This window comes from Streptomyces sp. NPDC001678 (genome assembly GCF_042892945.1).
In the GTDB taxonomy this organism is placed as follows: domain Bacteria; phylum Actinomycetota; class Actinomycetes; order Streptomycetales; family Streptomycetaceae; genus Streptomyces.
The window spans coordinates 101,218-115,225 of record NZ_JBIAUP010000015.1; the positions used below are offsets into that span (position 1 = coordinate 101,218).

General features: G+C 75.6%; 1 protein-coding gene. It reads left to right on the plus strand.

Translation table 11 applies throughout. From position 1 onward, the window contains the following. The first annotated feature begins 194 nt into the window (after positions 1 to 194). Positions 195 to 13,991 (plus strand): type I polyketide synthase, encoded by a 13,797-nt coding sequence (locus ACFYZR_RS27000; protein WP_391914655.1) that lies wholly within the window; start codon positions 195 to 197, stop codon positions 13,989 to 13,991. Positions 13,992 to 14,008 lie beyond the last annotated feature (17 nt).

Sequence of the window (14,008 nt, forward strand, 5' to 3'; positions counted from 1 at the left end):
GCGTCAATTACCGCGCCGTGACCGGCCGCTGAAGTGCCGCAGGACGCCAACTGCCTAGGATCGGTGCACGATTCATGTGTTGTAGCACGGTCCGCCCGGCGGAAATTCGAGCAGGTGGCGGGGCCGGGTCACGGCGTTCTCGAAATATTTATGGGCCGTTGAGGAATTCAGCTAGGAAAGGTCTGCCGGTCGCGATGACGAAGAAGCACACCCCCGATGGGGTCACGGCGCTCCGGGACGGATCCGAGGCCATCGCGGTCGTCGGCCTGTCCTGCCGGCTCCCGATGGCGGCGGGCCCGGCGGAGTTCTGGGAGCTGCTGAGCACCGGTACGAGCGCGATCACCGAGGTCCCCGAGGGACGGTGGGAGTCGGCGCTGGCGGGTGGGAGCGACGGGACCGCCCTGGGCGTCCGCCGGGCCGGGTTCCTGGACCGCGTCGACACCTTCGACGCCGCCTTCTTCGGCATCTCGCCCCGCGAGGCCGCCACCATGGACCCGCAGCAGCGCCTGGTCCTGGAGCTGGCCTGGGAGGCCCTGGAGGACGCCGGGATCGTCCCCGCCGAGCTGGAGGGCAGCCGCACGGCCGTCTTCGTCGGCACCCTGCGCGACGACTACTCCGCCCTGCTCTACCAGCACGGCGAGCAGGCCGTCACCCAGCACACCATGACCGGCGTCAACCGCGGTGTGATCGCCAACCGCGTCTCGTACTACCTGGGTCTGCGCGGCCCCAGCCTCACCGTCGACGCCGCCCAGTCCTCCTCGCTCGTGGCCGTCCACCTGGCCTGCGAGTCGCTGCGCTCCGGCGAGTCCGCGATGGCCATCGCCGCCGGTGTGAACCTCAACGTGCTCGCCGAGAACGCCGTCACCGAGGAGCGCTTCGGCGGCCTCTCCCCCGACGGCGTCACCTACACCTTCGACGCCCGCGCCAACGGCTTCGTGCGCGGCGAGGGCGGCGGCGTCGTCGTCCTCAAGCCGCTCGCCCGGGCGATCGCGGACGGCGACCACGTCTACGGTGTGATCCGCGGCAGCGCGGTCAACAACGACGGCACCACGCCGGGCCTGACCGTCCCCAGCCAGACCGCGCAGGAGCAGGTGCTGCGCGAGGCCTACCAGAAGGCGGGCGTCGACCCGCGCGCCGTGCAGTACGTGGAGCTCCACGGCACCGGCACCCCCGTCGGCGACCCCATCGAGGCGGCCGCCCTGGGCGCCGTGCTCGGCACCGCCCGCCAGGGCAAGCCGCTGCTGGTCGGCTCGGCCAAGACCAACGTGGGCCACCTGGAGGGCGCCGCCGGCATCGTCGGCCTGCTCAAGGCCCTGCTGGCGCTCGACCACCAGCGGCTGCCCGCGAGCCTCAACTTCGAGACGCCCAACCCGAAGATCCCCCTCGCCGAGCTGGGCCTGGCCGTCCAGCGCGAGCTGACCGCCTGGCCGCAGCCGGACGGCGAACTCGTCGCGGGCGTCTCCTCGTTCGGCATGGGCGGCACCAACGCCCACGTCGTCCTGACCTCCGGCCCGGCACCCGCCGCCCGCCCCGGGCCGGGCGACGCCCCGGTCGTCACCCCTTGGACGATCTCCGCGCGCGGCCCCGAGGCGCTCTCCGCGCAGGCCGCGCGGCTGGCCGCCGCCGTGCGCGGCGACGGGGCGGCCTCGCCTTCCGACATCGGCTGGTCGCTGATCTCCTCCCGGACCGTCTTCGACCACCGCGCCGTCGTCCTCGGCGAGGACCGGGACGCGCTGCTCGCGGGCCTGGACGCGCTGGCCTCGGGCGTCCCCGCGCAGGGGCTGGTCTCCGGCACCGTCCAGCCCGGCCTGCTCGGCGTCGTCTTCACCGGCCAGGGCGCGCAGCGCGCGGGCATGGGCGAGGAACTGGCCCGGGTCTTCCCGGTCTTCGCCGCCGCCTACGCCGAGGTGTGCGCCGCCCTCGACGCCCACCTGCCGCGCCCGCTGCGCGAGGTGATCGCGAGCGGCGAGGGCCTGGACGAGACCCGCTGGACGCAGCCCGCGCTGTTCGCCGTCGAGGTCGCCCTCTTCCGGCTCGTGGAGTCCTGGGGCGTGCGCCCCGACTACCTGGCGGGCCACTCCATCGGCGAGGTCGCCGCCGCGCACGTCGCGGGTGTGCTCTCGCTGGCCGACGCCGCCGCGCTGATCGCCGCGCGCGGCCGGCTGATGCAGGAACTGCCCGCCGGCGGTGCGATGATCGCCGTCCAGGCCACCGAGGACGAGGTGCTGCCGCTGCTCGCGGGCCGCGAGGAGACGGTGGCCATCGCCGCCGTCAACGGCCCGCGCTCAGTGGTGATCGCCGGTGCCGGGGACGTGGCCGAGGAGATCGCCGCGACCCTGCGCGAGCAGGGCCGCAAGACCAAGCGGCTCACCGTCAGCCACGCCTTCCACTCGCCGCTGATGGCCCCGATGCTGGAGGAGTTCCGCGCGGTCGTCGAGGGGCTGACCTTCCACGAGCCCCGGATCGCGGCCGTCTCCACCGTCACCGGCGAGGTCATCGCCGACGGCCTGTGGACGTCCCCGGACTACTGGGTGGAGCACGTCTCCCGCCCGGTGCGCTTCGCCGACGCCACCCGTGCCCTGGAGGACGCGGGCGTCACCACCTTCCTGGAGCTGGGCCCCGACGGGGTGTGCTCCGCGATGGTCGCCGACTCCCTGCGGGACGCCTCCGTCGCCGCCTCCGTGCCGGCGCTCCGCAGGGGCCGCAGCGAGCCCCAGACCCTGCTGGCCGCACTCGCCACGCTCTCCGTGCGCGGCGCCTCGGTCGACTGGGCCACCGCCTTCGAGGGCTCCGGCGCCGTACGGGTGCCCCTGCCCACGTACGCCTTCCAGCGCGAGCGGTACTGGCTGGACGGCGTGGGCCGCTCCGTCGCCGCGCTCGCCACCACCACCGCTCCGGAACGCGCTTCGCGCGCCCCCCGGGGCGAGCTCGGCGCCCGGCTCGCCGGGCTGTCCGAGGCCGAGCGCCGCCGCGCCGTGGCCGAGCTGGTCGGCGCGCACGTCGCCGCCGTCCTGGAGTACGGGCCGGGCCGCCGCGTCGAGTTCCGCTCGCCCTTCAAGGACCTGGGCCTCGACTCCCTGATGTCCGTGGAGCTGCGGACCGCCCTGGCGGAGGCCACCGGGCTGCGGCTGCCCAGCGGTCTGCTCTTCGACCACCCCACCCCCGAGGCCCTCGCCGCCCATCTGGAGGCCGAGCTCACCGGCGCCGCCGGGACGGACGAGGACCTGGCCGTGGCGGGCGACGACGGCGAGCCCATCGCCATCATCGGCATGGCCTGCCGCTACCCCGGCGGCGTCAGCTCCCCCGAGGACCTGTGGAAGCTCGTCGAGGGCGGCGTCGACGCCGTCTCCGGCTTCCCCACCGACCGCGGCTGGGACGAGGACCTCCACGACCTCGACCCGGGCGCCAACGGCAAGAGCTCCGTCCGCGAGGGCGGTTTCCTCCACGAGGCCGCGCTCTTCGACGCCGGCTTCTTCGGCATCTCCCCCCGCGAGGCCCTCGCCATGGACCCCCAGCAGCGGCTGCTGCTGGAGACCGCCTGGGAGGCCGTCGAGCGGGCCGGCCTGGACTCCGAGCGCCTCAAGGGCACCCGTACCGGCGTGTTCGTCGGCGCCACCGCCCTCGACTACGGCCCGCGGATGCACGACGCGCCCGAGAGCGTCGAGGGCCACCTGCTCACCGGCACCACCTCCAGCGTGATGTCCGGCCGCATCGCCTACCAGCTGGGCCTGGTCGGCCCCGCCGTCACCGTCGACACCGCCTGCTCCTCCTCGCTCGTCGCCCTTCACATGGCCGTGCGCTCGCTGCGCTCGGGCGAGTCGACGCTCGCCATCGCCGGTGGCGCGACGGTGATGTCCTCGCCGGGCATGTTCGTGGAGTTCTCCCGCCAGCGCGGCCTCGCCGCGAACGGCCGCTCCAAGTCCTTCGCCGAGGGCGCCGACGGCACCTCCTGGGCCGAGGGCGTGGGCCTGCTCCTCGTCGAGCGGCTCTCCGACGCCCGGAAGAACGGCCACAAGGTCCTCGCCGTCGTCCGGGGCACCGCCATCAACCAGGACGGCGCCTCCAACGGCCTCACCGCGCCCAACGGGCCGTCCCAGCAGCGCGTCATCCGCCAGGCCCTGGCCGACGCCCGCCTCGCCCCCGCCGACGTCGACGCCGTCGAGGCGCACGGCACCGGCACCAAGCTGGGCGACCCCATCGAGGCGGAGGCGCTGCTCGCCACCTACGGGCAGGCCGACCGGGCCGACCGCGAGGCACCGCTGTACCTGGGCTCGCTGAAGTCCAACATCGGCCACGCCCAGGCGGCGGCCGGCGTCGGCGGCCTGATCAAGATGGTTCAGGCCATCCGGCACGGGGTCCTCCCGAAGACCCTCCACGTGGACGAGCCCACCAGCCACGTCGACTGGACCGCCGGGGCCGTGGAGCTGCTGACCGAGCAGCGCGCCTGGCCCGACGCGGGCCGCCCGCGCCGCGCCGCGATCTCCTCCTTCGGCATCAGCGGCACCAACGCCCACGTCGTCATCGAGCAGGCCGACGAGGCGCCCCGCGCCCTCGGCGCCGGAGACCTCGCCGTACGCGCCCCCTGGGTGCTCACCGCCCGCGACGAGGCCGCCCTGCGCGAGCAGGCCGGCCGGCTGCGCGAGCTGGTGACCGACACCGGCGCCCACCCCGCCGACGTCGGCTTCTCGCTGGCCACCACCCGTACCGCCTTCGAGCGGCGGGCCGTGGTGACCGGCCGGACGAGCGAGGAGTTCCTCGCCGGGCTGGGCGCGCTCGCCCAGGGCGTGGACGCCGGGAACGTGGTGACCGGCAGCGCCGCCCGCGCGGGCCGCACCGCGTTCCTCTTCACCGGGCAGGGCGCCCAGCGCGTCGGCATGGGCCGTGAACTCCATGCCGGTCAGCCGGTGTTCGCCGCCGCCTTCGACGCGGTCGTCGCCGAGCTGGACAAGCACCTGGAGCGGCCGCTGGCCGGGCTCGTCCTCGCGGAGGAGGGCGGCGAGGACGCCGCGCTGCTGCACGAGACCCGCTACACCCAGCCCGCCCTCTTCGCGATCGAGGTCGCGCTGTTCCGGCTGCTGGAGCACCACGGGCTCGTCCCCGACCTGCTCGCCGGGCACTCCATCGGCGAACTCGCCGCCGCGCATGTCGCGGGCGTCCTGTCGCTGGAGGACGCCGCCGCGCTGGTCGCCGCGCGCGGCCGGCTGATGCAGTCCGCCCGCTCCGGCGGCGCGATGATCGCGATCCAGGCCACCGAGGCCGAGGTGCTGCCCACCCTCGCGGGCCACGAGGACGCCGTGTCCGTCGCCGCCGTCAACGGCCCCGACGCCGTGGTGATCTCCGGTGACGAGACCGTCGCCGAGGCCATCGCCGCCGAGTGGCGCGAGCGCGGCCACAAGACCCACCGGCTCACCGTCAGCCACGCCTTCCACTCGCCGCACATGGACGACGTGCTGGAGGAGTTCCGGGCCGTGGCCGCCGGGCTCACCTTCCACGAGCCTGCCCTGCCCATCGTCTCCACCGTCACCGGCCGCCCGGCCGGGCCGGGCGAGCTCGCCACGCCCGGCTACTGGGTGAACCAGATCCGGCAGGCCGTGCGCTTCGCGGACGCCGTACGGACGCTCGAGGAGCAGGGCGCCACCGTGTTCGTCGAGCTCGGCCCCGACGCCGTGCTGACGGCGCTGGCACGCAACTCCCTTTCCGGGGACGGCACGACGGCCGTCGCCCTGCTGCGCAAGGGCCGCCCCGAGGCCGAGACCCTCATCGCCGGGCTCGCCCAGGCGCACGCCGTCGGCGCTCCGCTGGACGCCGCGTCGTTCTTCCCCGGCGGCACGGCCACCGACCTGCCCACGTACGCCTTCCAGCGCGCCCACTACTGGCTCGCCGCCCGGCCCGCCGCCGACGCCCGCGGCCTCGGCCTGGACCTGGCGGGCCACCCGCTGCTGGCCACCGCCGTCGAACTCGCCGACCGCGAGGACCTGCTGCTCGCCGGGCGGCTCTCGCTGGCCACCCACCCGTGGCTGGCCGACCACGCCATCAACGGCACCGTGCTCGTCCCCGCCACGGCCTTCATCGAGCTGGCCGTCGCCGCGGGCGACCGGGCCGGCACGGGCCAGGTGGAGGAGCTCACCCTGCGTGCGCCCCTCGTCCTGCCCGGGCGCGGCGCGGTCCGCGTCCAGGTCGCCGTCGCGGCGGCCGAGGCGTCCGGCAGCCGCCCGTTCACCATCCACGCCCGCGCGGAGACTTCTGTGGGCGACGAGCCGCGGCCGTGGACCCTCCACGCCGCCGGCACCCTCGCCCCGGCCCCGCTGCCGGCCGCGCCCGCGGCGTCCTCGCTCGCCACGTGGCCGCCGGCCGGTGCGGTCGCCGAGCCGCTGACGGACGTCTACGAGCGGCTGGCCGCCCTCGGCTACGGCTACGGGCCCGTCTTCCAGGGCCTGGCGGCCGTCTGGCGCGCGGGTGACGACGTCTACGCGGAGGTCCGGCTGCCCGAGGGCACCGACCTCGACGGCTTCGCCCTCCACCCGGCGCTCTTCGACGCCGTCCTGCACCCGCTGGTGCTCGACGCCGCGAACCCGGCGGAGCCGGAGCAGATCCGGCTGCCGTTCGCGTGGAGCGACATCGCGCTGTACGCGGCCGGGGCGAATGCCCTGCGGGTGCGGATCTCGCCGGTGGGGACGGACACGGTCTCCATCGACCTGGCGGACGGCGCGGGTGGGGCTGTCGCCTCCGTCGGCGCCCTGACGCTGCGGCCGGTGGAGAAGGCGCGGCTCGCGCCGAAGGCTTCCGGGCCGGACGCGCTGTTCGTGGTGGAGTGGCCGAGCGTCGCCGCGGCCGACGGTTCCGCCGTCACGTGGGCCGAGACGGACGGGGAATCGCTGCCGACGGCCGAGGTCGTCGTCGCCCGCCCGGCGGACGCTCGGGGCGCGCTGCGCCTCGTGCGGGCGTTCCTGGCGGACGAGCGGCTGGAGGGGTCGCGGCTGGTGTTCGTCACGCGCGGCGCGATAGCCGTCGGCGAGGAGGACGTGACCGGCCTGTCCTCGGCCCCGGTCTGGGGCCTGGTGCGGGCGGCGCAGTCGGAGCACCCGGGTCGCTTCGTCCTGGTGGACGCGGACGCGGCGGACCACGCCCTGCTCGCTTCCGCAATCGCGACAGGCGAGCCCCAGCTCGCGCTGCGTGGCGGCGAACTGCGAGTGCCGCGCCTGGCACGAGCGGAGGCTGCCCCGGTCCCGCCCCTTCCCGTTTCCCGGGGGCTCCGCCCCCGGACCCCCGCTCCTCAAACGCCGGAGGGGCTGATTGATGCCCCGGTTGTGGGCAATCGTCCCGCTGGGCGGGACGGGTGGGCACAACCCGACCACCGGCCCGCAGGTGCACTCGACCCCGACGGCACCGTCCTGATCACCGGCGGCACCGGTGGACTCGGCGCCCTGTTCGCCCGCCACCTCGTGGAGAGCCACGGCATCCGCCACCTCCTCCTGAGCAGCCGCCGAGGAGCGGCGACCCCCGGCGCCAAGGAGCTGATCGCCGAGCTCAACTCCCTCGGCGCGGAAGTGACCGTCGCCGCCGCCGACGCCGCCGACCGCGACGCGGTCGCGAGACTCCTCGCGCAGGTCGACGACGCGCACCCGCTGACCGCCGTCGTCCACACCGCCGGTGTCCTCGACGACGCGACCGTCGCCGTCCTCACCGAGGAGCAGCTCGAGACCGTCATGCGTCCCAAGGTGGACGCCGCCTGGCACCTCCACGAGCTGACGCGCGAGGCGCCACTGGCCGCCTTCGTCCTCTTCTCCTCCGTCTCCGGCATCACCGGCACCGCCGGCCAGGCCAACTACGCCGCCGCCAACACCTACCTGGACGCCCTCGCCGCGCACCGCAAGGCCAACGGCCTGCCCGCGACCTCCCTCGCGTGGGGCCTGTGGGACGCCACCCACGGCATGGGCGGCACGCTCGGCGAGGCCGACCTGGCCCGCTGGACGCGCGCCGGTGTCTCGCCGCTCACCCCGGCGCAGGGCCTCGCCCTGTTCGACGCGGCCCTCGCGGGCGGCGAGCCCCTGTACGTGCCGGCCGCGCTGAACCTCGCGACGTTCGCGGCGGCGGACCAGCCCCCCGCGATGCTGCGCGGGCTCGTCCGTACCCGCGCCCCGCGCCGTACCGCCCGTGCGGCGGCCGGTGCCGGGCAGGACGGCGGGGACTGGGCGCAGTCGATCGCGGCGCTGCCCGAGGGCGAGCGCGCGGGCGCGGTGACCGAGCTCGTACGCGGCGTCGTCGCCTCCGTGCTCGGCCACGCGAACGCCACCACCGTCGACCCCGAACGGGCCTTCAAGGAGCTCGGTTTCGACTCCCTCTCCGGCGTGGAGCTGCGCAACCGGCTCAACAGCATCACCGCGCTGCGGCTGCCGACCACCGCCGTCTTCGACCACCCCTCGCCGGCCGCGCTCGCCGCGTTCCTGCTCTCCAAGGTGGGCGACAGCGGCACGAAGGCCGTGACGAAGGCCGTCCGTTCCGCCGCCTCCGCCGACGAGCCGATCGCCATCGTCGGCATGGCCTGCCGCTACCCCGGTGGCGTCACCTCCCCCGAGGGCCTGTGGCGGCTGGTGGCCGACGGCGTGGACGCCATCAGCGAGTTCCCCGTCAACCGCGGCTGGGACCTCGACACCCTCTACGACCCCGACCCGGAGAAGACCGGCAGCTCCTACGTCCGCCACGGCGGCTTCCTCCACGAGGCCGACCTGTTCGACCGGGAGTTCTTCGGGATCTCGCCGCGCGAGGCCACCGCGACCGACCCGCAGCACCGGCTGCTGCTGGAGACCGCCTGGGAGACCTTCGAGAGCGCCGGCATCGACCCGGCCGCCGTGCGCGGCACCAACACCGGTGTGTTCACCGGCGCCATGTACGACGACTACGCGTCCCGGCTGGCCGGCACCCCCGAGGAGTTCGAGGGCTTCCTGCTCGCGGGCAACCTCTCCAGCGTCGTCTCGGGCCGGCTGTCCTACACGTACGGGCTGGAGGGCCCGGCCGTGACCGTGGACACCGCCTGCTCGTCCTCGCTGGTCGCTCTCCACCTGGCGGCGAACGCGCTGCGCTCGGGCGAGTGCGACCTGGCGCTGGCGGGCGGCGTGACCGTGATGGCCGGACCGCACGTCTTCATCGAGTTCAGCCGGCAGCGCGGGCTCTCGCCCGACGGCCGCTCCAAGTCCTTCTCCGCCGACGCCGACGGCACCGGCTGGGCCGAGGGCGTGGGCCTCCTCCTCGTCGAGCGGCTCTCCGACGCCGAGCGCAACGGGCACCAGGTGCTCGCGGTGCTGCGCGGCTCCGCCGTCAACCAGGACGGCGCGTCCAACGGCCTGACCGCCCCCAACGGCCCGGCCCAGGAGCGCGTCATCCGCCAGGCCCTGGCCAACGCCGGCCTGGAGCCGTCCGACGTCGACGCCGTCGAGGCCCACGGCACCGGTACGACCCTGGGCGACCCCATCGAGGCACAGGCCCTCCTCGCCACCTACGGCCAGGACCGCCCCGAGGACCGCCCGCTCTACCTCGGCTCCCTGAAGTCCAACATCGGCCACTCGCAGGCCGCGGCGGGCGTCGGCGGCATCATCAAGATGATCCAGGCGATGGAGCACGGCACGCTGCCGCGCACCCTCCACGCCGACGAGCGCTCCCCGCACGTCGACTGGGAGTCCGGCGCCGTCGAGCTGCTCACCGAGGAGCGGGCCTGGCCCGAGGCGGGCCGTGCGCGCCGCGCCGCCGTCTCCTCCTTCGGCATCAGCGGCACCAACGCCCACGTCATCATCGAGCGGCCCGTCACCACCGAGGAGGCTGCGCCGGAGCGCCCGGCCGACGGCGGCGGCATCGTGCCGTGGCTGGTCTCCGGCCGCAGCGAGGAGGCCGTACGGGCCCAGGCCGAGCGGCTGCGCGCCCACCTCGGCGCCCGCCCCGGGCTGGAGCCGGCCGATGTCGGCTTCTCGCTGGCCACCACCCGTGCCCTCCACGAGCACCGGGCGGCCGTCGTCGGCGCCGGCCGGGACGAACTCCTCGCCGGGCTGGAGGCCTTGGCCAACGGTGAGTCCTCCCCCGCCGTCGTCCGGGCCACCGGCGGCCGGCGCGGGAAGACCGCGTTCCTCTTCACCGGGCAGGGCTCCCAGCGCCTGGGCATGGGCCGTGAGCTCCACGCGTCCTCGCCGGTCTTCGCGGCCGCCCTGGACGAGGTCTGCGCCCACCTCGACACCGAGCTGCCGCGTCCGCTGAAGGACGTGCTGTTCGCCGCCGAGGGCTCCCCGGACGCGGCCCTGCTGGACATGACGGTCTTCACGCAGGCGGCGCTGTTCGCCGTGGAGACCGCCCTGTTCCGGCTCGCCGCGCACCACGGGCTGACCCCCGACTACCTCCTCGGTCACTCCATCGGCGAGGTCACCGCGGCCCATCTGGCCGGGGTGCTCGACCTCGCGGACGCCTGCCACCTCGTCGCCGAGCGCGGCCGGCTGATGCAGGCCGCCCGCGACGGCGGCGCGATGGCCGCGATCCAGGCCACCGAGGACGACGTCCTCGCGACCCTCGACGCCTACGGTGACGGCGAGCGCGTGGCCGTCGCCGGCGTCAACGGCCCCCGCTCCACCGTGATCTCCGGGGACGAGGACGCCGTCGAGGAGCTGGTGGCCCTCTGGCGCGAGCGCGGCGCCAAGACCAAGCGGCTGTCCGTCAGCCATGCCTTCCACTCGCCGCACATGGCGGACGTGCTGGAGGAGTTCCGGGCCGTCGCGGCCGGGCTCACCTTCCACGCCCCGCGCATCCCGGTCGTCTCCAACGTCACCGGCACCCTCGCCACCACCGAGGAGCTGACCTCGCCCGACTACTGGGCCCGGCACATCCGCCAGGCCGTCCGCTTCCTGGACGGCGTGCGGTACCTGGAGGAGCAGGGCGTCACCGACTGGCTGGAGCTCGGCCCGGACGGGGTGCTCACCGCCCTCGTCCAGGAGAGCCTGACCGGCGAGGCCGCCTCGCTCACCCCGGCGCTGCGCCGGGGCCGCCCCGAGGACCGTACGGCCGCCGCGGCCTTCGCCCAGCTCATCGCGCGCGGCGTGCGCACCGACTGGCCGGCCGTCTTCCCCGGCGCCCGGCGGGTCCCGCTGCCCACCTACGCCTTCCGCCACCAGCGGTACTGGCTCGACGCCCCGGCCTCGGCCGGCGGCGGCGCGGCCGGGCTGGGCCTGGGCGCGGCGGACCACCCGCTGCTGGGCGCCGCCGTCCAGCTCGCCGAGCGCGACGAGTACGTCTTCACCGGCCGGGTCTCCCGCACCACCCACCCCTGGCTGGCCGACCACGCCGTCCTGGGTTCGGTGCTGCTGCCCGGCACGGGGCTGCTGGAGCTGGCGCTGCGCGCCGGCGAGCAGGCGGGCTGCGACTCGCTGGAGGAGCTGACCCTGGCCGCGCCGCTGGTGCTGCCCGAGCGCGGCGCCGTCCAGCTCCAGCTGGCCGTCGGCGCGGACGGCGGCCACGGCGTCCGGACCGTCGAGATCCACTCGCGGCCCGACGACGGCGACGCCGACCGGGCGTGGACCCTCCACGCCTCCGGCACCCTCACCACCGGCCGGGCCGCCCCGGCCGACCTGGTGGTCTGGCCGCCGGCCGGGGCCACCGAGGTGCCGCTGGACGGCGTCTACGACCGGCTCGCCGACCAGGGCTACGGCTACGGCCCGGCCTTCCAGGGCCTGCGCCGGGTCTGGCAGGGCGAGAACGAGCTGTACGCCGAGGTGGCCCTGGCGGAGGAACTGCGCGCCGACGCCGCCGCGTTCGCCCTCCACCCGGCGCTGCTGGACGCCGCGCTGCACCCGCTGCTGCCGGGCGTGGCCTCGGCGGACGGCCCCTCGTGGCTGCCGTTCTCCTGGTCCGGCGCGTCCGTCCACGCGACGGGTGCGACCGTGCTGCGGGTCCGTCTCTCGCTGGAGTCCCCGGAGCCCACCACGCTCCTGGCCTCCCTCACCGTCACCGACGGCGCGGGCCAGCCCGTGGCGACGGTGGAGTCCCTGACCCTCCGACCCCTGTCCAAGGAGGCCCTGCGCGCGGCGGGCAACGCCGCCAGGGACGGCCTCCTCAAGGTGACGTGGCAGCCCGTTGTGGGCAATCGTCCCGCAGGGCGATGGGGGCACCTCCCAGCGGTAGCTGGGGGAGGGTGGGCACAACTCCACGACGGCGCCGCACCGCTCACGACCGGCACCACGACGTACGCGGACCTCGCCGCCCTCACCGCGGCGCTGGACGAGGGCACGACCGCCCCGGCGGTCGTCCTCGCCCCGGTCGTCGCGGGCAGCGAAGGCGACACCGCCGAGGCGGCCCACGCGGCCCTCCAGGCCACCCTGGAGCTGACCCGCGCCTGGCTGGCGGACGAGCGCCTCTCCGACTCCCGCCTCGTCGTCGTCACGAACAACGCCGTCGCCGTCGGCGAGGAGGACGTCACCAACCTCCCCCACGCCGGCCTCTGGGGCCTCCTCCGCTCCGCGCAGACGGAGAACCCGGGCCGGATCGGCATCGTCGACATCGACAGCACCGCGACCGAGGAGCAGCTGACCGCCGCCGTCACCACCGCCGAGCCCCAGCTCGCGATCCGCGGCGAGGCAGTCCTCGTACCCCGCCTGGCCCGTGCCGAGCTGACAGTGGAAACCGCCCCCGCATGGGAGCGCGGCACCACCCTCGTCACCGGCGCCACCGGCGCCCTCGGCGGCATCCTCGCCCGTCACCTGGTCACCCAGCACGGCGCACGCCACCTGCTGCTGCTCAGCCGGCGCGGCGCCGACGCCCCCGGGGCGGCGGAGCTGCGCGACGAGCTGACCGAGCTGGGCGCCACCGTGACGCTCGCCGCCGTCGACGTCGTCGACCGCGCCGCGCTCGCGGACGTGATCGCGGGCATCCCGGCCGAGCACCCGCTCACGGCCGTCGTCCACACGGCGGGCGTCCTGGAGGACGGCGTCATCGCCCAGATGACGCCCGAGCAGCTGACCACGGTCCTGCGCCCCAAGATCGACGCGGCCTGGAACCTCCACGAGCTCACCAAGGACCTGCCGGACCTCTCCTCCTTCGTCCTCTACTCCTCCGTCGCCGGTCTCCTCGGCACGGCCGGCCAGTCCAACTACGCGGCGGGCAACACCTTCCTGGACGCCCTCGCCGAGCACCGCAGGGCCAACGGGCTGCCCGGCACGTCCCTCGCGTGGGGCCTGTGGGCGGACACCGGCTCCATCGCCGGGCACCTGGCGGAGGCGGACCTGCGACGACTGGCCCGATCCGGGCTGCTGGCGCTGAACTCCAAGGAGGCCATGGAGCTGTTCGACGCGGCTCCCGCCACCGGCGAGGCCGTCCTGGCCGTCACCCGGCTGGACACGGCCGCGCTGCGGCGCGGCGAACCGCCGGTGCTGCTGCGCGGCATGGTGCGCACGCCCGCCAAGCGCGCGGCGGCCGCCGCGGGCGGCGGCGCGGACGCCGGGCCGTCGCTCGCCGAGCGGCTGGCGGCCCTGTCCCCGCTGGAGCGGGGCCGGGTCCTGACCGACCTCGTCCGGGCGCAGGTGGCGCAGGTGCTGGGCCACTCCGACGCGAACGGCGTCACCGCCGACCGGGCCTTCTCGGACCTGGGCTTCGACTCGCTGACCGCCGTGGAGCTGCGCAACCTCCTCAACAAGGCCACCGGTCTGCGGCTGCCGACGACGCTGGTCTTCGACCACCCGAGCCCGGCCGCGCTCGCCGCCCACCTCCAGGACCAGCTGGTCATCGAGGAGGTCTCGCCGGCCGAGCCCGTGCTGGCGGGGCTGGACGGCCTGCGGGCGGCGATCGAGTCGGCGGCGGCCACGGGCGAGGACGACCGCGCCCGGATCACCGCCCGGCTGCGGGAGCTGCTGGAGGCCGCGGAAGCGGCCGCCGGCACGCCCGCGGCCGAGGAGGAGGACGACAACGCCGACCTCGACGCGGCCAGCGACGAGGAGCTCTTCGCACTCTTCGACGGTCTCGAATGACCGGCCCGCACCCCACT